The organism is Janthinobacterium tructae (assembly GCF_006517255.1).
Taxonomy (GTDB): Bacteria; Pseudomonadota; Gammaproteobacteria; order Burkholderiales; family Burkholderiaceae_D; genus Janthinobacterium; species Janthinobacterium tructae.
On record NZ_CP041185.1, the window covers coordinates 261,675 to 282,081 of the forward strand.

The window sequence follows — 20,407 nt, forward strand, 5'->3', positions numbered from 1 at the left end:
GGCCATGGGATCTTTATTGAAGCGCAAACAGTGGCATATGTGGTTCGCCTGCCTGGCGATACTGCTCAATGCGTTGTCGCCGTCCCTGTCGTATGCGTTTGCCTCGCTGCACGCGAACGCGAACAGCGCTGCCGTCGAGATCTGCTCGGCCAGCGGCGCCGTTTATACGCAAGCGGACCTGGCGCCGGCCGCCAAATCCACTACCGATTCCGTACTGCACCACATCGAGCATTGCCCGTTCTGCATGAGCCATGCGGGCAGCGTGGCCTTGCCGCCATCGTCATCCTCGCCGCTGGCCGTCATCATGGGCCACGACCACTATCCGCCCTTGTTTTACCAAGCGCCGCAGCCCCAGTTTGCGTGGCTGGGCGCCAGCCCGCGCGGCCCGCCTTTGGCTGCCTGAACGCACCAGTCACGCCTTCTACGTCCTAACTTGTCTCAACTACGCCCATCGGGCTGGAATTACCATGAAACGTCGTCTTTTCCTTCTCGCCGGCACGGCGGGATTGCTTACGCTTGCCGCCTGCGAACAAGCACCGAAACCCCATTACAATGGCCTCGATTTGACGGGAGGCGATTACAAGCCCGACTTCAAATTGAGCGGCCCCGACGGCAAGCTGTATACCCTGGCCGATTTCAAGGGCAAGTATGTGATGGTCTTCTTTGGCTTTACGCAATGCCCGGACGTCTGTCCGACGGCCCTGTCGCGCGCGCTCGAAATCCGCCAGAAACTGGGCGCCGATGGGGATAAACTGCAAGTGATCTTCATCAGCATCGATCCCGAACGCGACACACCCGCCTTGCTGGGCGAGTACATGCGCGCCTTCGACCCCAGCTTCCTGGGCTTGCGCACGGACCCGCAGGCGACGGCGCAGACGGCCTTCAATTACAAGGTCTTCTACCGCCGCGTGCCGAGCGGCAGTTCGTACACGATGGACCACACGGCCATCAGCTATGTGCTCGATACCGAGGGACGCATGCGCCTGGGCTTGAAGCACCAGTTGACGGGCGACGAGTGCGTGCAAGACATCAAGACCCTGATGAAATCGAAATACACCTTATAACTACCGAGGAAATGATCATGACCCATTTGAAAACCCTGCTGGCCACGGCCCTGACCGTACTGTCCTTCTCCGCTGCTGCTCAGACTTCCGTGCAGATTACCGACCCGTGGGTACGCGCCACCGTGCCGCAGCAAAAAGCCACGGGCGCCTTCATGCAGATCACGGCGCCGAAAGCCATGCGCCTGCTGGAAGTGCGCTCGCCCATGGCGGGCGTGGCGGAAATCCATGAAATGAGCATGACGGACAATATGATGCGCATGCGCCAGATCAAGGAAATCGCCTTGCCAGCCGGCAAAGCCGTGGAACTGAAGCCGGGCGGCTACCACGTGATGCTGCTGGACCTTAAAGGGCAGGTGAAGGCGGGTGACAAGATTGCGCTGACCCTGGTGCTCGAAGGCGAGGACAAGCACCGCGAAACCATCGAAGTGACCGCCGTGGCCCGTCCGCTGGGCGCTGCCAGCATGCCGGCGATGAAGCACTAAGCTTCCCGCTACGTCCTTGAAAAGCCCGGTACGCCGGGCTTTTTTACGGTCATTTGAAAATTAAACAGCTGTTTGATACAATGTCGGGCAATATTGAACGGTTGTTTAAATGATGGGATTGGCATGACGGAAGACAAGGAAAACGAGAAAGAAAGCGAACCGGCGCGCGCGCGCATCCTGCAGGCGGCGGCGGACCTGTTTGCCGACGAGGGCTACAAGGCCGCCTCCGTGCGCCGCATATGCGAGGCGGCCCACGTCAACGTGGCGATGGTCAATTACTATTTTCATAGCAAGGAAGAGCTGCACCTGGCCGCCTTCGACCATGCGCGCGAACTGGCGCGGGCTTCGGCCGCCGAGGTAGCCGCCGCCAGCGCGCGGGCGCAGCTGCCGCCCGTGGAACAGTTGCGCCTGGCCATCGAGGCGCTCGTGTCCGACATGCTGCGCTCGGGGCACGCATCGCTGTTCAGCCGTCTGGTGGCGCGCGAACTGATCGAGCCCACGGCCGCCATCCACAAGCTGGCCGAGCGCAATGTGCGTCCCCAGCATGCCTTGTTCACGGGCTTGATCCGTGGTGTGGTGGGGCCGGCCATGCCGATTGAGGTGGTGCAGAAATGCGTGTTCAGCGTGATCGGCCAAGCTGTGTTCTATGCCCGTTCGCGCATCGTGCATGAACTGGTGGCGCCGGAACTCACGTATGACGAGGCGGGCATCGCCGGCATTGCGCGTCATGTGTCGCAATTCTCGCTGGCGGCCCTGGAAGGCATGCGCCTTCAATATACCGTGCAGGCGGGCGCATGAAGGCGCGCAACCTGACCCTGGTGCTGGCCGGCCTGGCCATGCTGGGTCCGTTCGCCACCGATACTTTCTTGCCATCGTTTCCCGCCATCGGCACGCATTTCGACGTCAGCAGCGTGCTGGTGCAGCAGACTCTGAGCGTCTACCTGGCCGCCTACGCCTTCATGACCTTGTTCTACGGCACCTTGTCCGACTCGTTCGGCCGCCGTCCCGTGATCCTGGCATCCCTGCTGATCTTTGCCGTCGGCTCCATCGGCGCCGCGTTCGCGCCCAGCTTTGGCTGGCTGCTGTTCTTCCGCGGCATGCAGGGCGCCTCGGCGGGAGCGGGCAGGGTCATCGGGCAAGCCATCGTGCGCGACACCTTGTCGGGCGCGGCCGCGCAAAAGATGCTGGCCAACATCATGATGGTATTCGGCATCGCACCTGCCATCGCCCCCATCATCGGCGGCTGGCTGCACGTGGCCTACGGCTGGCAATCGACGTTCGTCTTCACCTTTTCCGTCACCGTGCTGCTGGCGCTGGCCTGCTTGAAAGGCTTGCCGGAAAGTTTAGCCGTCGAGCAACGCCAGCCTTTTCACCCAGGTAACATCGCGCGCAATTACTGGCTGGCCTTGCGCCACCGGGCATTCCTCTTGCGTTCGCTGGCCGTGGCCTTTGCCTTTGGCGGCTTTGCCCTGTACATCGCCTCGGCCCCGCATTTCATCCTGGAATTGCTGCGTCTGCCGGAAACGGCGTTTGGCTGGATGTTCATCCCCATGGTGGCGGGTCTGGTGCTGGGCTCGGCGCTGTCGGGCAAGCTGGCCCATGCGGTGAAAAGCGCCGTGCTGGTGCGCTGGGGCTTGCTGGCCATGGCGGCCACGGGGGCGCTCAACATCGCTTACAACCACTGGTTCGCGGCCAGCATCCCGTTCGCCGTCGTGCCCGTGATGCTGTACGCGTTTGGCATGTCGCTGGCTTTGCCGGGCATGACCATGTCGACGCTCGACATCTTCCCGCAGATGCGGGGCCTGGCCGCCTCCCTGCAAAACTTCGTGCAAATGCTGGTGTTTGCGCTGGTGTCCGGTTTTGTCGCACCGTTGCTGTTCGACAGTGCCTTCAAGCTGGCGCTGGGACAGGCTTCTGCCGTGGTGCTGGCCGCCGTATTCTGGTGGCTGGGCAGCCGCCAAGTGACGGGGCAGGGTGCATCTGCAATTATCAAAACAACATGACGGGCCTTGGAAAAGAGTGGCATGCTTCCTGCTTTGTTACACTGTGACAATCAGACCCCCGCTGCGGGCGCCACAGCACGCTCGCGGGTCTAAGCAGTTTTGCAACTTTACCTTTGGCTATCATGCACTTGATTAACTCCAGTTTGAACCACGCCTTGCGCGTGCCGCTGGCTGCGGAAATCCACTCGCGGCCGTTTTTGCAGCTCGATGCTCCCGAGCTGATCACCCATCTGGCCGTCTACAAGGATGACAGCGCGGCGCCCGGTGCGTCGAATATGGCGGCCCAGCACGCCACCCTGGCGGCCCTGTGCACGCATTTCGGTGTCACGCCGCCCGCCGCTGAAGCCAAGTATTTTTATTACGACTTTGGCCGCTTCCGCCTGAAATGGGAATGCCATACGGAATTTGCCACGTTTACCTTCGCCGAACATCCGGGCGCCGCCTTGCCTTTGGAACAGGCGTTCGAGCGCATGCCCCTGGAACAGTTGCCGCAGCAGTGGCTGGCGGGCTTGAAGGGCAAGCTGATGGTGGCCGCCCACGTGGTGCTCGAGCAGGCAACGGAGCCCGCCGAGATTTTCATGCAGGGCTTGTCGCGTGTGTTCGAGGGCAATACCCTGGCCGGCAGCAAAGTGTTGCAGGGCGGCGAATTGTGGACGGATTTTACGATCCAGTCGGACGGCTTCAGCCGTTTCGTTATCCGCGATGCGGGCATGCACTCGCAGCAGTCGGGCCGTTTGGTGCAACGCGTGCTGGAAATCGAAACTTACCGCATGATGGCTTTATTGGGCCTGCCCTACGCCATGCAGGCGGCGCCATCGTTGAACGCCATCGAAAACGAACTGGCGACCCTGGCCGCCGCCATGGTCGATACGGACGACGCGCCTGGCCTTGCCAAGGCTGACGAGGGCGTTGCCGAGCAAGCCTTGCTTGACCGCATCACGCGCCTCGCGGCCCGCATTGAGAAGCTGTCACTCGACAATAGCTACCGATTTTCCGCCTCGAAAGCCTACATGGGCCTGGTCAAGGCGCGTATCGACGAGTTGCGCGAAGAGCGCATCGAGGGCATCCCGACGGTCGAGGAATTCATGGATCGCCGTTTGACGCCTGCCATGAACACGTGCGAAGCGATGGCCAGCCGCCAGGAAGCGATGGCGCAGCGCATCGCCAACACGAATGACTTGCTGCGCACGCGCGTGGGCATCGTGCAGGAATTGCAAAACAGGCAAATCCTGCAATCGATGAATGCGCGCGCGGCGCAGCAGCTGCAGCTGCAGCAAGCGGTGGAAGGCTTGTCCGTGGCGGCCATTTCGTACTACGTGATCGGCCTGTTCAGCTACACAGGCAAGGCGGCCAAGGTGCTGGGCCTGCCCGTGAACCCGGAAATCCTCGTCGGCGCCCTGGTGCCGTTCGTGGCGGCCGGCGTGTGGCTGGGGCTGCGCCGCATGCATCACAAGCTGCACGCTGACTGAGCGGGACGACACTGCGCTATCATTTTTGCTATCTTTCAACATTCGACCGTCAGGTGTTCTGAAAAGGAAAATGCGTGCTACCGAATGTTGGAGATGTTTACAGTGTGTTTTCGTCCGAGTTGCAGCAGTACGTGGCTTGCCAGGTCACCCGCGTCAAGGATGCTTCATCGTCCAGGCCGTTAGCTGCCGTGCTGGAGCTGGACTGGGCCGGTGACGCCTTGCCCGATGCGGCCGCCGTGCAAGCCATGCGGCCGCTGCTGTGCGATTATTCCTTCTGGAACAAGCGTCACGATCACTGCTATGCCTCGGCGAACGTGCCGCCTGGCCATACCCTCGTCGGCAATATCGCGCCGCTGGTGGATGTGGAAGTCAACAGCTACCGCAGCGGCTGGAACGTGGGCGACAGCGTGCTGCGCCAGCGGACCTGGGAGCGCATCGATCCGCTGCGGCGCCAGCAGTTCAAGGCCGCGTCGCGCGAGCGTGAAGTGACGCTCGGCGGCCACGTCTTCCGCCAGAACGCGACGAAAATCAATGACAGCGTCTTGCAGGCGCTGGGTGACCTGTCCGAACTGGAGCAGCTGCCTTGCCTGATGTCCATCGAGACCAGCCACGGCACGCCAGCCTTGATGGAGTTTATCCAGGGCAATCCCTTCATTAATGAGCTGGACTGGCAATCATCGACGGTGCATGCGCTCGATTTCAGCGGCAGCGGCCTGGAACGCCTGATCCTGCAGCCCGATGGCGTCAGCAGCCTGGTCTTGAACAAAGGCTTGGGTCTGCTCGCGCTGCGCAGCGCGCCATCGCCGGCGCTGCGCATCAAGGATGGCGCCGATGGCCGCCATCTGACACTGCAGTGCAAGCAGACTCTGCCGCCGTTCCACGGTCTCGACCAGTTGGGCGGCCTGTCGCTGGTCGGCATGAAAGAAGTCGATCTGGCGCAAGTGGCGCAGCGCTTTCCTCACCTGACGGCCTTGCGTATCTGGGGCAAGCCGGGGCTGGCGTCGCAGATGGCCAGCCTTGCGCAGCTGACTCAGTTGCGGATGTTCACCGCCTGTGATCTGTTCGCTTACACGGCGGAGGAGTTTCCATCGGTCTCGCAATTGCCGCAGTTGTCGGTCCTGTGGCTGACCAGCTTGCCCGCCGATGCCGCCAAGGCCATCAAGGCCGGCTACAAGAAAGCGGCGGCGCTGGGACTGGATTTGTCGGTCACCAAGGCGCGCAAGCCGGAATGGCTGGCGGAAAACCTGCTCAACCCGTTCCGCGACTGGGATGGCCGCGAACATATTTCCCCTGCGTATGCGAAAAAGGCGGCGCTGGCCTACAAGAACATGCTGGCCGTGACGCGCGGCATCGATGCCGCCATGGCGGCGACGGCGGCGGCCGCCGCGCTGGAAGCGATGGTCACCGCCTATGTCGCGGAATTCAACAAGATCGAGCGGCGGACGAGCATCATCGAGACGGTCGAGCGCGAGGAAATTTATACGGTGCTGGCGGAATTGCTGGCCCAACTGGCGCAGCAACTGGGGCCGGCGCTGGTCGACGAGGCGGCCTTGCTGGCGCTGTTCGACCGCTTGCGCGAGTTCTAGGGCCATCGCCGAGCCATCTAGAAAAAAAGTTCTAGACGCGAAGTTCTAGAACGGGTATTCTGGCGGCATGTTAAAAAATACCTCCACTCCCCATCCCACGGCCGCCGAACTGGACCTGCTGCGCATCCTGTGGCGGCGCGGTCCGTCCGATGCCAGGGCCGTGTACGACGCCTTGGCCGAAGAGCGTGCCGACGCCAGCTACGCCACCGTGCTGCGCCAGTTGCAGCTGATGCATGGCAAGGGACTCTTGAGCCGCGATGAAAGTCAGCGGCCGCAGCTGTATGCGGCCGTCGACGCGCAGGAAAAGTTGCAAACGAGTTTGCTCAAGGATTTGATCGGCAAGGTGTTTTCCGGTTCCGGCAAGGCGCTGGTGCTGACGGCGCTGCGCGAGCACGTGAGCGACGCGGAGCGCCTGGAAATTGAAAAGATCCTGCGCAGCAAGGACGGCAAGGCGCCATGAACCTGGACATGCGCTTGGGCATCGAGTTGGGCAAGCTTGTCCCGGCGCTGGGCTGGGTCTTGCTGTATTTTGTCTGGCAGGGCGTGATCGTCGGCGCCGTCTCCGCTGTACTGCTCTGGCTGCTGCGCCATGCCAGCGCGCGCTGGCGCTATGCCGTCTGCGCGCTGGCACTGCTGCTGTGCCTGTGTATTCCCACCATCCATCTGCTGTCTCTGCTGTCCGGCACTTCACTGGCCCAGCTGCCGATGGCTGCGCCGCCCGCCTGGCGCGCCGCACTGCAAGCGTGGATGCCGGCCCTGGTGCTGGCCTGGAGCGCCGGCGTTGGCCTGATGAGCTTGCGCCTGTGCCTGGGCCTGGCCTGGGTCGGCAGGCTGCGGCGTCAGGCCGTGGCCGCCCCGGCCATCTGGCAGGCGCGCCTCGATGCGCTGGCGCTGCGCATGGGCTTGCACCGGCGGCTGCCGCTGAAGCTGCATGCTGGCCTGGCCAGTCCCGTCACCGTGGGCTTCTGGCGCCCCGTCATCCTGCTGCCGGCCGCCTTGCTGAGCGGCATGCCCGTCGCCTTGCTCGAAGCGCTGCTGGCGCATGAACTGGCGCACGTGCGGCGCTGGGATTACCTGGTCAATCTGTTGCAAAGCGTGGCCGAAGCGCTGCTGTTCTTCCACCCCGTCGTCTGGTGGCTGTCGGCGCGCATGCGGGCCGAACGGGAACAGGTGGCCGACGCGCTGGCTGCGCAAGCGCTGCAAGACCCGCAGCAGCTGGCCACGGCCCTGCATGCGCTATCGCTGCACACGGCCGCGCCGCAACATTCCGGCTTGCTGATGTCGGCCCGCGGCGGGGCGCTGCTGACGCGCATCGAACGCCTGATGGCCCCCGGCCCCGACACGGCCGGCTGGAAACTGGCCGTGCCGGCCTTGCTGCTGGCCTGCGCCACCTTGCTGTTGCAGGTGCAGGGCAAGCCTGCCGTCAGCGGGGCGACCCTGGCCGAGGCCGCCGTCGCGATGCTGGACTTGCCCGTCAGCGCGAAACACATGCTGGTATTTGACGACAGCACGGGCCAGGTTCTGATGGCGAAAGATGCGGATGCCGTCGTGCCCATCGCCTCGATCACCAAGCTGATGACGGCCATGGTGGTACTGGACGCGGGACTCGATCCCGATGAACAGCTGCGCATCGTGCGGGCCGATGGGGATGCTTCGCTGCAGCGCCACAGCCTGCTGGCCGATGGCGTGGCCGTGTCGCGCGGTGCGCTGTTGCAACTGGCGCTGCTGCCATCGGAAAACCGCGCCGCCGCCGCGCTGGCGCGTACCTATCCCGGCGGCAGCGCGGCGTTTCAGCAGGCACTGCAGGCAAAGATCCGGCACCTGGGCTTGCACCGCACTACCTTGCTGGACCCGGTCGGCAGCTCGCCCACGAATACGTCCACGGCCAGCGAGGTGGCGAAGATCGTCGCGGCGGCCGCGCGCTATCCGGACATCGCGCGCATCACCAGCCACCCGCAGGCCAGCGTGGCCGTCAATGGCAAGGTCCGTACCTTGCGCAACACCAACCCGCTGGTGGGCGGCAAGGGCTGGGACATTGTGCTGTCCAAGACGGGCAGCAGCCATGAGGCCGGCAGCTGTCTGACCATGCGCATGCGCAGCGGCGGCAAGCACGTCACCGTGGTGTTGCTGGACGCCGACGGCGCGCAGCGGCGCTCGCTCGACGCCGGCCACATCCGCGACACCCTGGCCGACAGGACTGGCCGCATGCACTGATACCCCCCCCCGGGCGCGCCAGTGCGGGCGCCCTTCTTTTTACACTCTGGAGATGAAGATGACACTATTGGCGAAGTTGATGCTGGCTACGGTTGCGACCATGGCGGCAAGCACGGTGCAGGCAAAGACGCCGGCCCCGGTGCAGGATAAACCTGTTGATTGCGACAGTTGCAAGGAATGGAATGCGCCCGTCAAGCCATTCAATATCCATGGCAATAGCTGGTATGTGGGCACGGCCGGCCTGTCCGCCGTGCTGGTGACGAGTCCGCAGGGCCATATCCTGCTCGACGGCGCGCTGCCGCAATCGGCGCCCCTGATTGTGGAAAACATCAAGGCGCTGGGCTTTCGCATCGAGGATGTGAAAGTCATCCTCAATTCGCATGCGCATTGGGACCATGCGGGCGGCATTGCCGCGCTGCAACGTGCGAGCGGCGCCACGGTAGTGGCCAGCGCCTCGGGCGCGCTGGGGCTGCAAAGCGGCACGAATGGCAAAGATGATCCGCAATACCAGGCTGATCCCGTCGTGCATGTCGCGAAAGTCGCCAAGGTCAAGGTGGTGGGCGAGGGCGATACCGTCAAGGTGGGCCCATTGGTATTGACCGCCCACATGACACCGGGCCACACGCCCGGCGGCACGACATGGACCTGGACCTCGTGCGAAGGCGCGCGCTGCCTGAACGTGGTGTACGCGGATAGCCTGAACCCGTATGCCAGCGGTGATTTCACGTATACAGGAAAAGGCGCAGGCAAAGGCAAGACGCCCGATATTTCGGCCTCGTTCGAAGCGAGCATCGCCAAGGTGGCCGCCTTGCCATGCGACATCATCATCCCCGTGCATCCGGGCACGACGGACGTGCTGGGCAAGGCGGCCAAGCGCAGCGGCACGGACAATCCCCTGATTGACGCCAACGCCTGCCGCGCCTATGCGGCCGAAGCGGGCGGCTTGCTGGCCAAGCGCCTGGTGAAAGAGCGGGGCCTTGCCTTGCCTGCGGAAGCCAAGGGTGCCGCGCACGCGCATTAAACGGTTTTACCCGGCCGCCTGCTGCTGTTTTTGCAGGCGTTTCAGGAACACCGTCATTTCCTTGACGGCTTGCAGGTCGCCTTGCTGCTGGGCTACTGTGACGCCCGTGGCCCAGGCGGCCTGCGCTTCCTCCAGCCGGCCCAGCTGGTGCAGGGCCTTGCCCAGCAGTTTCCAGGCGGCCGAGTAGCCGGGTTGTTGCACGGTGGCTTGCGCCAGATGCAGGGCCGCTTGCTCGGCGTCATGCTCTTTCAGGCAGGCATCTCCCAGGCCAAAGCGCAGCAGGGCGCTGTCGCGTCCCTGCGCCAGCAGTTTTTCCAGTTTTTCACGCATTGCCGGCCTCATCTTGATATGCAAGTATATTCTTGCATATTAACGCTTCAGTGCGCGGGAAACAAGCCCGCGTTCAGTCCTGCACCTCCACCACCAGCTTGCCGCGCGCGCTGCCGTCCATTTGCGCCACATGCGCCTCGTGCACCGTGTGCAAGGTAAAGCGGCGCGCATCGAGTCGCACCTGCAGCTTGCCCGCCTCTATTAACTTGTTGGCTTCGCGCAGAATCGCGCCATGGCGCGCGTGGTCCTCGCCGCTCAACAGCGGCAGCAGGGTGAACACGCCCGAGTAGCTGGCCGCGCGCGCCGTCAGCGGGCTCAGGGCGAACGTGCCCCAGCCCAGGCAGCTGACGACGTGGCCGCCATAGATGCGTGCCGCCTGGAAACTGGCGTCCAGGGTGGCGCCGCCCACCGTATCGTAGACGATGTCGAAGCCGGCGCCACCCGTATGTTCGGCCACGTAATCATCGACCGTGCTGGCGCGGTAATCGATGAAGCGCGCGCCCAGCGCCTCGATGACAGCGCGGCTGGCGGCGCTGCCCGTGGCATATACCCTGGCGCCGAGGGCGACGGCGAGCTGCACCGCCATGTGGCCCACGCCGCCCGCGCCGCCATGCACGAGCACGCTGTCGCCCGCCTTCACATGGGCGCGATCCACTAAACCTTCCCAGGCCGTGATGAAGACGAGGGGCAGGGCGGCCGCTTCGCGCAGACTCAGCGCTGACGGTACGGGCGCCAGCAGGGCCGCGTCGAAGACGCCGTACTCGGCCAGCGAACCCTGGATGCCGGCTATGCCGCCCGCCATGCCATAGACTGTTGCGCCGATGTGAAAAGTCGTCACGCCATCGCCCACGGCCGCCACCGTGCCGGCCAGGTCGATGCCGAGGATGGCGGGCAGGCGGGGCCGGGCGTGCGGGGCGGCGCCGGCGGCGATTTTCGCATCGAGCGGATTGACGCCGCTGGCAGCGATGCGCACGAGGACTTGCCCGGGGCCGGGCTGCGGCACGGGCAAGTGTTCGATGGTCATAGGGGTGGCAAAGGCAGTGAGGACGAGGGCTTGCATGGGGTTCTCCGTTCGGTTGATGCGGCCAGTCTAGGCGGTGACGGCACAAAGAAAAACGGGGCGCGGCGCAATGCACTATTGCCGTATCGTGGATAATCATAGTCAAACAGGAAGGAAATACATGGACAGGCTGGCAGCAATGCACGTGTTTTGCGTCGTGGTCGAGGCGGGCGGCTTCAGCAAGGCGGCGCAGCGCCTGGGCATTTCCACGTCTTCCGTGACGAACCAGGTGGCGGCGCTGGAAAAGCACTTCGGCGTGCGCCTCTTGCAGCGCACCACGCGCAGCATGTCGCTCACGGCCGAAGGCCAGCAGTGCCATGCGCAGGCGCGCCGGGTGCTGGCCGATATGGCCGCGCTGGAAGCGAGTCTGCTGCAGGCGGCCGGGAAACCCTTGGGCAGCCTGCGCGTGGATATGCCCAGCAGCATCAGCCGCAACCTGGTGGCCCCCGCCTTGCCCCGCTTCATCGCCGCCTATCCCGACATTTCCCTGCGCCTGACGGTCAGCGACCGCCTGGTCGACATGGTGGAAGAGGGCATCGACGTGATGCTGCGCATCGGCGAACCGCAGGATTCGTCCTTGGTGGCGCGCAGCCTGCTCACCATGGATTACCTGTGCTGCGCCGCTCCCGCCTTTGTCGCCAGGCATGGCATGCCGCGGTCGCCGCAGGAACTCGATCAATTTTCCTGCCTGCATTTCCTATACCCGAAAGCGCGCCAGGTGCGGCCCTGGCTGTTCCAGGATGGGGGCACGGGCGAGCCGTATGCGCATACGCCGTCGGCCGCCTTGTCCTTCGACCATATCGAATCGATGATCGCCGCCGCGCAGGCCGGCTGCGGCATCGTGCAGGCGCTGTCCGTCTCCGTGCTGCAGCCCTTGCGCGAGGGTAGCCTGGTGCCCGTGCTGCAACCGTTCCGCACGCGGGGACCGGACCTGTGGGCGCTGTTCCACCCGCGCCACTTGCGTGCGGCCAAGGTGCAAGTGTTCGTGGATTTTCTGACGCAGATTTTTCATGATGACTTTAATGAGAATTGATTATCAATTATAATGCAAGCCTATTGCATTAAATTGCCCATTGTCAGGAATCCCATGTCCGTGTTTTTACGTCGCCCCGTGGCGCTTTTACTTGCAGCTGCCAGCCCTCTGGCGCTGGCAGCTGACCCTGTCGCCGACAAGCCCGATGCGCAGGATGTCGTCACCGTGAAAGCCGAGCGCCAGCACTACCGCAGCCTGTCGGCCACGGGCGCCACCAAGACGGACGCTTTATTGATGGATTTGCCGCAAAGCGTGCGCGTGCTGACCGGCGACCTGCTGCGCGATGCGGGTGTGACGACCCTGGCTGGCGCGCTGGACCTGGCCAGCGGTATTGCAAAACAAAGTCCGCTGGGCGGCTTGTGGGATAGCTACGCCATGCGCGGCTTTACGGGCGACCCGAATTTCGGTTCCGACTATATGGTCAACGGTTTCAGTTCCAGCCGGGGCTACAACGGCCTGCGCGACGCCGGCAATACGCAGAATGTGGAAGTGCTGAAAGGCCCCGCGTCGGCCCTGTACGGCCGGGGCGAGCCGGGTGGCACGGTGAACATCACGACGAAAAAGCCGAAGTTGGCGCCGGAATACGGCGCCGACGTTTCCCTCGGCAGTTTCCAGACGCGCCGCGCCGCCGTCGATTTGACCGGGCCCTTGAGCGACACCGTCGCCTACCGATTGAACGCGGCGCATGAAGAGGGGCACAGCTTCCGCGATACGCTGCATGTCGAGCGCAGCCTGTTTTCTCCCTCCTTCCTCTGGCTGGCGGGCGAGCACACCACCGTCTCGTATGAAATCGAAGCGGTGCGGCAGCGTGTGCCGTTCGACCGCGGCGTAGTCGCCGCGAATGGCCAGCTGGGTCTTGTCCCCGTCGCGCGCTTCCTGGGCGAACCGGGCGACGGCCCCATGACGGTCAAGTCGCTGGGGCAGCAGCTGTTCATCCATCACGCGCTGTCGGACGACTGGACGCTGCAGGCGGGCGCTTCTTACCGCGACAGCGAATTGAGCGGCTATTCGACCGAGGCGAACAAGCTGCTGTCCGATGGCCGCACCCTGAACCGCCAGCGCCGCCACCGCGATTTTTCGGCCACCGACGTGTCGGCCCGCGTTGAAGTACTGGGCAAGTTCAGGACGGGCGCGCTGGCGCACGAGGTGCTGGCCGGTGTCGACGCCTACCACTTCGATGACCACCGGGTGCAGCTGCGGCGCAATCCCTCGGCCGCGAATGCCTATGCCATTGATATTTTCAATCCCGTGTATGGCGGCAAGGCCGCTGCGCTGGCGCTGTCCATCGACACGCAGGAAGGGCAAAAGGCGCGCGGCCTGTATGCGCAAGATCAACTGGATCTGGGCGCGCAATGGAAGGCGCTGTTCGGCGTGCGCCACGACACGTACACGCAGGATGTGACGAATAATCGCCTGGAAGTGAGCAGCGGCCAGTCGCTGTCGGCCACCAGTCCCCGCGCGGGCCTCGTCTACCAGCCGTCGAAAACATGGTCGCTATATGCGAGCGCGGCCAAGGGTTTTCGCCCCAACAGCGGCATCAGCATCGCCAACCAGGCGTTTCCGGCCGAGCGCAGCCGCTCGTATGAGCTGGGCGCGAAACTGGAAACGGGCAAGCTGACGGGCACGCTGGCCGTGTACGACATCCGCAAGCGCAATGTGCTGACCACCAACCCCGCCAACACGGATTTTGCCATCGCGGCGGGCGAGGTGGGCAGCCGGGGCCTGGAACTCGATGTGTCGGGCGAAGTGGCGCGCGGCTTGCGCGTCTCGGGCGCGTATGCTTATACGGACGCCAGCGTCACGCGCGGCGACACTACGATAGTGACGGGCAGCCGCTTGGCCAACGTGCCGCGCCACAGCGCCAATCTGCTGGCCACGCAGCAATTCGCGCTGGGTACGGGCGCGGCCAGCGTGGGCGGCGGCGTGCAGTACGTGGGCGAGCGCCTGGGCGACGTCGCCGCCAGCAGCAGCTTTACCCTGCCGGCCTACATGACGGCCAGGCTGCTGGCGTCGTATTCGCCGTCGGCGAAACTGCGCTTGGCACTGAATGTGGAAAACCTGTTCAACCGCAGCTACTATGCGAGTTCCTATAGCCAGCTGTGGGTGGCGCCGGGGGCCGAGCGCACGCTGACCTTGAACGCCCATTACCGTTTTTAAACGATGACCATGACCTTGACTACATCCACCACCCTGCGCACCCGCATCGCCGTCATCGACGTACTGCGCGGCCTCGTCATGCTGATCATGCTGTTTGACCATGTGCGCGAAACGGTCTTTTTACACCACCAGGTGGGCGACCCGATGGATGCGGCCCACGTCGATCCGGCCCTGTTCTTCACGCGTCTGGCGGCCCACGTATGCGCGCCCATGTTCGTTTTCCTGACGGGACTCTCGGCCTGGCTGTATGCGCATCCGGCCGCCGGGCCCCGCAGTGCTGCTGGTTTCCTGTTCAAGCGGGGCTTGCTGCTGGTGGTGCTGGAACTGGTGTTCGTCAATGTCGCCTGGAGCGGGGCGTTTCCTCCCGCCGTGCTGTACTTGCAGGTGATCTGGGTCATCGGCCTGGCCATGATGGCGCTGGCCGTGCTGCACCAGCTGCCGTTGAAAGTGCTGGCGCTGCTGGGCGTGGCGGTTATCGCGGGCCAGCATTTGTTTACCTGGCTGCACGCGGAAGAGGGCAGCCCTGGCTACTATCTGCTGACGGTGCTGCTGCAACGCGGTTACCTGGTCGCCGATGGCGCCATGAAGATCAAGGTCAGCTATCCGCTGCTGCCGTGGATAGGCGTGATCGTGCTTGGTTATGCGGCCGGGCCGCTGTACGCGCGCAGCCGTTCGCCGGAGGGGCGTCGTCGCCTGCTGCTGGCGCTGGGCACGGGCAGCTTGCTGCTGCTGGCCGTCTTGCGCGGCTTCAATCTGTATGGCGAAACCCTGCCCTGGGTGGCGGGCGACACGGCCGTGCGCACGGTCATGAGCGTGCTGAACTTCACCAAGTACCCGCCGTCGCTGGACTTTTTGCTGTTCACCCTGGGCCTGGGCTTGCTGGGCCTGGCCTGGCTGGAAAGCGTCGATAACTGGTTTACGCGGGCCTGCGCCACGTTCGGTGGCGCGCCCATGTTTTACTATCTGCTGCATTTATATCTGCTGTTGGGCATCGGCCTGGCCTTGAAGGCTATGCTTGGCGTCAATCACGCTGGCCGCTATGGCGTCGAGCATATCTGGCAAGTCTGGCTGCTGGCCTTGCTGCTGATGCCCGTGCTGTACTTTCCCTGCCGCGCGTTTGCGCACTACAAGCGCACCTCGCAACAGGCGTGGGTGCGCTATTTCTGAGTCAGGCCTATTTACAATACAGCCTGTCGATGCTGTGGCTGGACGCCAGGTAATGCCGCGTCTGCCAAGCAATCGCCACACGGTAGGCGCACGGCGGGTCGAGTGCCACGTTGACGGGAAAACCGCCGTTGTTGCCCGATAAATGCGGCCCGCCCGCGCCGCCGCGGAACAAATAATTGCTGGGCGGTGGCGGCGGCGTGAAGCTGGCGGACGGCAACGGTGGCGGCGGGTGCGCGATGCCGTTGTTATTGGAAATCGTGATATTGAAAAAGCGCAAATGCGGGTGGTCGATCGTGTACAGGATATGCACGAGGCCGCCCGCGATGGGGTTGCAGGCATTGCTGCGCAACTCTTCCAGGTCCAGCGCCACGATGACGGGCGAATTGTCGAAGACGATGGAGTCGAGCCCGTCCGTGGCCACCAGCGCCAGGCTGATGCCGTCGCGTACCTCGAAGCCGAGGCGGTAGCGGCGTATCGGTTCGCTCTCGGCCGCCGTCAGGCTGCGGCCCGCGTCGAGGATGGGCAAGCCGCCCGGCAGCTTGGCCGGATGCAGGCTCGTGATGGCGGGCGTATTTATGGTCAGCAAGTCAAACGTGCGCAGGAAGATGTTGGGCGCCACGTTGACGACGGCTGTCGTGCCGTCGCGCATGTCCACCGTGACGGCCTTGCCATCGACCCGTATCCAGCCGCCAGGCTTCAAATCGCCCGCATCGATGATGACGGGCGCCGAATCGCCGAGGCCCAGTCCATTCGTATAGAACACATAGCCGACATGCGTGCCGAGGATTTGACTCAAAGGCGCCAGGCTGGCCGGCGCTACCGTGGGGATGGCTGCCGGGTCGTCGCTGCCGCCGGGCCAGGACCATTCGCCGATCAGGAAACGGTATTCGAGCGGGTTGGCGGGGATGGCGCTATTGCGCAGCGGACAATTGCCTTTCAGTGTGACGCCGCCGGCGAACACGTAGGACGCGCCGGCGCCGCCCGCATAGCCTTGCGCGGAAAAGCCGGCCAGCGAGGGAAACGGGTGGATATCGAACACTTCCACCTGCTGCCAGTGGGGCACGCCTTCCACATCGGGCGGCAAGACGTCTTTTGAACACAATTCCACGCAGAAACAGTAGCCCACGTTTTCGCGCCCCGGCTGGCGGCCGTTGGCCTGGGTTTCCGACAGGATGGTCACGCTGCCCAGCTGCGCCGTGAAATACACGTCAGGACCGCTGGCGAACTCGACGTTGATGAACGGTGAAAGCGGCGTCAGCGTAAAATCCGACGTCAGGTAATCGATGCGGAAGCGCCCGCTGGCATCGGTCACGGCCACGCCCAGCGCATCGTCCTGCAGCCAGTCCGCGTCGAAGGCCCGCACGGTGGCGCCGGCGATCGGCGTGTGGGGCGCATCGCAGGTGCGCAGCCGGCCGCAGATGGTCCAGGCGCCGAAGCGGGCGCGCACCAGGCACCAGAAGCGTTGCGGCAGGCAATAGTCCCAGACGGCGAGGAAATCATTGTCGGCCTGGCGCCAGCGCGGCTGGAGGGTGGTGGTGGAGATTTGCAGCGGCACGGGGTCTTTCGGCCCCGGTTTCAGGTGCGGCACGGTGGGACATAACACGTCCACTTCCACGGCCTCGCCCTGGTATTGTTCCTTGTCGCCCAGGGTGAAGCTGTAGTTGCCATCGTCATCCGTGCGCGCTTCGGCCAGCAAAAATGGCGCTTTCGCCTGCACTTCCTCGTCCGTGAGGATGGCGAAGGTTTCCTTGGCGCTGGCCACGGCCAGGGCCGTGACGTTTTGCGACGCGCGCGGGCGATACAGGCGCACGATGACGTGCGACAAGGCTTCAGGACACTCGGCACAGATCAAGCCGCACAGCTTGCCCCGCAGGATATAGGCCATGATGGCTCCCTTGCTGGTTGGAAATGGGCGCCGCGAACGGTGGCGGCGCTGTTACCAAGCTAGCAAATGAAAGGCGGTCTGGCTTGATCTGGCTTAAACCTGCGTTCTATTTAATCAGCGCCAATACTTCGCGGAAGCGCGGGTGCTTGCAGTCTCGCAACCATTCAAAGGCCAGCATTTCCACCGTCACCAGGTGGGCGCCCAGCTTGTCCAGGCGGGCCAGCGCGGCATCGCGGCTGGCGGCCTGGCGCGAGCCGACGGCGTCGATGGCGATGATCACGTCATGGCCCAGCTGCAGCAGGCCGATGGCCGTCTGCAGCATGCACACATGGGCTTCGCAACCGGTGACGACGATTTGTCTGCGCCCGGCGGGCAGCATGTCCTGCAAGCCATCAAAGCAGGCGCCGAAATGTGTCTTGTGCAAGGTCTGTTCGCACAGGGCGGCGATTTCCTCCACGTTCGGTCCCAGTCCCTGGCGGTTCTGTTCCGTGCCCAGCACGGGCACGTCGAGCAGACGGGCGATCTTCGCCAGGCGCAGGTTTTGCGCCAGTACCAGGCCGGCGTCGTGGATGGCCGGCATCAAGCGGCCTTGCAGGTCGACAATGACGAGTACGGACTGGCTTGCATCCATCAGCATGGCATTCTCCTTATTGGTATGTGACGACAGTGTAGCGCGTAGTCAGCTTGGCCAGCTGGGCGCGGCCGTCTCGCCCATCAGGTAGGCGTGATTCAGGTCGATGGCGGTACGCAGGTAATTCCACAGGGCGCTGACCCGCGCGATGTTGCGCCGCTCGCTCGGTGAAATCATCCAGAAGGCGCGCAGCAGGTCGATCTCGCCGTCGAGCACGGGCACCAGTTCGTTCGATTGCTGCGCCACGAAGCAGGGCAGAATCGCCAGTGCCTGGCCCGCGCGCGCCGCATGGTATTGCGCGATCACGCTGGTGCTGCGAAACGCGCGCAGGGAATCGGGCGCCACGTTGTCCATGTAGCGCAGCTCCGAACTGAACACCAGGTCGTCCACGTAGCCGATGATCGGGTGCTGCGCCAGCTGCGCCACGCTGGTAATGGGCGCGTGGCGCGCCAGGTAGCCTGGCGTGGCGTACAGTTTCAGGCGGTAATCGGACAACTTCGTCACGACGTACGGGCCGGACAGGGGGCGCTCGATGGAAATGGCCACGTCCGCCTCGCGCTTGGACAGGCTGACGAAACGCGGCACGGCGATCAGGTCCACGCTGATGTGCGGATAGCGGCCGCAAAACTGCGCCAGGTGGGGCGCCAGCACGATGGCGCCGAATCCTTCCGTGGCGCCCAGGCGCACCTGGCCCGACAGCAGGCGGTTATGTTCGCCCAGCTCCTCGGTGGCGGCAAACACCGTGCTTTCCATCGTTTCCGCGTATTCCATCAGGCGGTGGCCTTCGGGCGTCAGCTGGTAGCCCACGTAGTTGCGGTCGAACAGCTGCGTGCCCACCTGCTCCTCGAACTTGCGCATGCGCCGCGACACGGTGGAATGGTCGATGCCCATTTTTTTCGCCGCATCGACAAGTCCCGCGCTGCGCGTCAGTTCCAGGAAGACCCGTACATTGTCCCAATCGAGCATGGCAATCCCTCTCTGTGCATTTTTGCAAAGGAATTATGCATTAATTTCACTTGAGTGCATATTTTTACACATGCAGAATGCATCTATACATATAAGAAAACCCATCCACCTGGAGACACGCATGAAAAAAACCGTTCTGGCCATGGGCGCGCTGGCGCTCACCCTTTCCTTTGGCGGCGCGCACGCGCAGATTTCCGATGGCGTCGTCAAGATCGGCATCCTGACCGACATGTCCGGCCCGTATTCGGCCATGGGCGGGCGCGGCTCCGTCGTCGCCAGCCAGATGGCCGTCGAGGATTGTCTGAAAGCCGAATGCAAGGGCATGAAAATCGAAATCGTCTCGGCCGACCACCTGAACAAGGCCGACATCGCCGCCTCCAAGGCGCGCGAATGGATAGACCGCGACAAGGTCGACGCCATCGCCGACCTGACCAATTCCTCGGTGGCCTTGTCCGTGCAAAAGCTGATGAAAGAGAAGGGCGGCATCGCCATGTTCAGCGGCCCGGCCACCACGCGCCTGACCAATGAAGACTGCTCGCCGAACGGCTTCCACTGGATGTTCGACACCTATTCGCAGGCCGCCGGCACGGCGGCGGCGCTGACCAAGCTGGGGCAAAAATCGTGGTACTTCGTCACCGTCGATTACGCGTTTGGTCATTCGCTGGAAAAAGACGCCAGCGAAGTCGTCAAGCACAATGGCGGCACGGTGCTGGGCGCCGTGCGCCATCCGTTGAACGCGTCCGATTTTTCATCTTTCCTGGTGCAGGCGCAGGGTTCCAAGGCGCAGGTGATCGGCCTGGCAAACGGCGGCGCCGACACGGTCTCCGCCATCAAGCAGGCGCGCGAGTTCCGCATCGGCAGCGGCAAGGACCAGCGCCTGGCCGCCTTGCTGGTGTTCCTCTCCGACGTGCATGCGCTGGGGCTGGAAACGGCCCAGGGCCTGGTCTACGCGGACGGTTTTTACTGGGATTACGATGACCGCAGCCGCGCGTTTGCCAAGCGCTTCGAGGCGCTCAACAAGGGCGCCAAGCCGACCATGGTGCAGGCGGGCGTGTATTCGAGCGTCTACCACTACCTGAAATCGGTGGCGGCGGCGAAAAGCGACGACTCGAAGATCGTCGCCCAGAAGATGCGCGAGCTGCCCATCAAGGACTTTGTGATGAACAATGCCTCGATCCGTCCCGACGGCCGCGTCATCCACGACATGTACCTGGTGCAGGTGAAGACCCCGGCCGAATCGAAAGGCGCGTGGGATTACCTGAAAGTGCTGTCCACCATCCCCGCCGACCAGGCGTTCAAGACTATGGATGCGACGGCGTGCAACCTCGTTAAAAAATAA

19 protein-coding genes are annotated in these 20,407 nt (G+C 63.7%); 14 read left to right on the forward strand and 5 right to left on the reverse strand.

Going from position 1 to position 20,407, the window contains the following annotated elements; all coding sequences use genetic code 11:
• The first annotated feature begins 4 nt into the window (after positions 1 to 4).
• The 10 genes from FJQ89_RS01210 to bla all read left to right on the forward strand — a co-directional run bounded on the left by FJQ89_RS01210 (position 5) and on the right by bla (position 9,839).
• Complete coding sequence (locus tag FJQ89_RS01210) at positions 5 to 403, forward strand: DUF2946 domain-containing protein (RefSeq protein WP_243136345.1); 399 nt, start codon at positions 5 to 7, stop codon at positions 401 to 403.
• A gap of 64 nt (positions 404 to 467) precedes the next feature.
• Positions 468 to 1,064 (forward strand): SCO family protein, encoded by a 597-nt coding sequence (locus FJQ89_RS01215; RefSeq protein WP_168208321.1) that lies wholly within the window; start codon positions 468 to 470, stop codon positions 1,062 to 1,064.
• A gap of 17 nt (positions 1,065 to 1,081) precedes the next feature.
• Positions 1,082 to 1,546: a copper chaperone PCu(A)C gene (locus FJQ89_RS01220; RefSeq protein ID WP_205704549.1), complete on the forward strand. Its 465-nt coding sequence runs from the start codon at positions 1,082 to 1,084 to the stop codon at positions 1,544 to 1,546.
• Between the two features lie 123 nt (positions 1,547 to 1,669).
• Positions 1,670 to 2,344 (forward strand): TetR/AcrR family transcriptional regulator, encoded by a 675-nt coding sequence (locus FJQ89_RS01225; protein WP_141168712.1) that lies wholly within the window; start codon positions 1,670 to 1,672, stop codon positions 2,342 to 2,344.
• A complete protein-coding gene (locus FJQ89_RS01230) occupies positions 2,341 to 3,549 on the forward strand; it encodes a multidrug effflux MFS transporter (RefSeq protein WP_141168713.1) in 1,209 nt (402 codons plus the stop codon). Before FJQ89_RS01225 ends, FJQ89_RS01230 begins: the two co-directional genes overlap by 4 nt.
• A 122-nt stretch (positions 3,550 to 3,671) precedes the next feature.
• On the forward strand, positions 3,672 to 5,018 hold the full coding sequence (locus tag FJQ89_RS01235; protein WP_141168714.1) for a DUF3422 family protein: 1,347 nt from the start codon (positions 3,672 to 3,674) through the stop codon (positions 5,016 to 5,018).
• A gap of 104 nt (positions 5,019 to 5,122) precedes the next feature.
• Positions 5,123 to 6,604: a hypothetical protein gene (locus FJQ89_RS01240; RefSeq protein ID WP_205704550.1), complete on the forward strand. Its 1,482-nt coding sequence runs from the start codon at positions 5,123 to 5,125 to the stop codon at positions 6,602 to 6,604.
• Positions 6,605 to 6,671: 67 nt separating this feature from the next.
• A complete protein-coding gene (locus tag FJQ89_RS01245; RefSeq protein ID WP_071077911.1) occupies positions 6,672 to 7,064 on the forward strand; it encodes a BlaI/MecI/CopY family transcriptional regulator in 393 nt (130 codons plus the stop codon).
• Positions 7,061 to 8,818, forward strand: a complete 1,758-nt coding sequence (locus tag FJQ89_RS01250; protein ID WP_141168716.1) for a M56 family metallopeptidase — start codon at positions 7,061 to 7,063, stop codon at positions 8,816 to 8,818. The genes FJQ89_RS01245 and FJQ89_RS01250 overlap by 4 nt, the downstream gene beginning before the upstream one ends.
• A gap of 58 nt (positions 8,819 to 8,876) precedes the next feature.
• Positions 8,877 to 9,839 (forward strand): subclass B3 metallo-beta-lactamase, encoded by a 963-nt coding sequence (gene bla, locus FJQ89_RS01255; RefSeq protein ID WP_243136346.1) that lies wholly within the window; start codon positions 8,877 to 8,879, stop codon positions 9,837 to 9,839.
• A 6-nt stretch (positions 9,840 to 9,845) separates the two neighbouring features.
• On the opposite strand, the gene FJQ89_RS01260 is transcribed toward bla, so the two are convergent.
• Complete coding sequence (locus FJQ89_RS01260) at positions 9,846 to 10,169, reverse strand: tetratricopeptide repeat protein (protein ID WP_141168717.1); 324 nt, start codon at positions 10,167 to 10,169, stop codon at positions 9,846 to 9,848.
• A 73-nt stretch (positions 10,170 to 10,242) separates the two neighbouring features.
• Positions 10,243 to 11,229 carry a zinc-dependent alcohol dehydrogenase family protein gene (locus FJQ89_RS01265; RefSeq protein WP_141168718.1) on the reverse strand — a complete coding sequence of 329 codons (987 nt, stop codon included), beginning with the start codon at positions 11,227 to 11,229 and terminating at the stop codon, positions 10,243 to 10,245.
• Positions 11,230 to 11,350: 121 nt separating this feature from the next.
• On the opposite strand from FJQ89_RS01265, the gene FJQ89_RS01270 reads away from it, so the two are divergent.
• Genes FJQ89_RS01270 through FJQ89_RS01280 form a run of 3 tightly spaced genes read left to right on the forward strand, consistent with a single transcriptional unit; the run spans position 11,351 to position 15,586 of the window.
• Positions 11,351 to 12,262, forward strand: a complete 912-nt coding sequence (locus FJQ89_RS01270; protein WP_141168719.1) for a LysR family transcriptional regulator — start codon at positions 11,351 to 11,353, stop codon at positions 12,260 to 12,262.
• Between the two features lie 54 nt (positions 12,263 to 12,316).
• The gene (locus tag FJQ89_RS01275; protein ID WP_168208322.1) at positions 12,317 to 14,419 is read left to right on the forward strand and encodes a TonB-dependent siderophore receptor; all 2,103 of its coding nucleotides are present in this window, start codon (positions 12,317 to 12,319) and stop codon (positions 14,417 to 14,419) included.
• A 3-nt stretch (positions 14,420 to 14,422) separates the two neighbouring features.
• Positions 14,423 to 15,586: an acetyltransferase domain-containing protein gene (locus FJQ89_RS01280; protein WP_141168720.1), complete on the forward strand. Its 1,164-nt coding sequence runs from the start codon at positions 14,423 to 14,425 to the stop codon at positions 15,584 to 15,586.
• Between the two features lie 7 nt (positions 15,587 to 15,593).
• On the opposite strand, the gene FJQ89_RS01285 is transcribed toward FJQ89_RS01280, so the two are convergent.
• From FJQ89_RS01285 to FJQ89_RS01295, 3 genes are all read right to left on the reverse strand, one after another.
• Positions 15,594 to 17,471, reverse strand: coding sequence for a transthyretin-like family protein (locus FJQ89_RS01285; RefSeq protein WP_141168721.1), 1,878 nt, complete (start codon positions 17,469 to 17,471; stop codon positions 15,594 to 15,596).
• A 106-nt stretch (positions 17,472 to 17,577) separates the two neighbouring features.
• Positions 17,578 to 18,108 carry an isochorismatase family protein gene (locus FJQ89_RS01290; protein WP_141168722.1) on the reverse strand — a complete coding sequence of 177 codons (531 nt, stop codon included), beginning with the start codon at positions 18,106 to 18,108 and terminating at the stop codon, positions 17,578 to 17,580.
• Positions 18,109 to 18,150: 42 nt separating this feature from the next.
• Positions 18,151 to 19,068 (reverse strand): LysR family transcriptional regulator, encoded by a 918-nt coding sequence (locus FJQ89_RS01295; protein WP_141168723.1) that lies wholly within the window; start codon positions 19,066 to 19,068, stop codon positions 18,151 to 18,153.
• Positions 19,069 to 19,189: 121 nt separating this feature from the next.
• Here FJQ89_RS01295 and FJQ89_RS01300 point away from each other — a divergent pair, with 121 nt between their 5' ends.
• Positions 19,190 to 20,407: an ABC transporter substrate-binding protein gene (locus tag FJQ89_RS01300; RefSeq protein WP_141168724.1), complete on the forward strand. Its 1,218-nt coding sequence runs from the start codon at positions 19,190 to 19,192 to the stop codon at positions 20,405 to 20,407.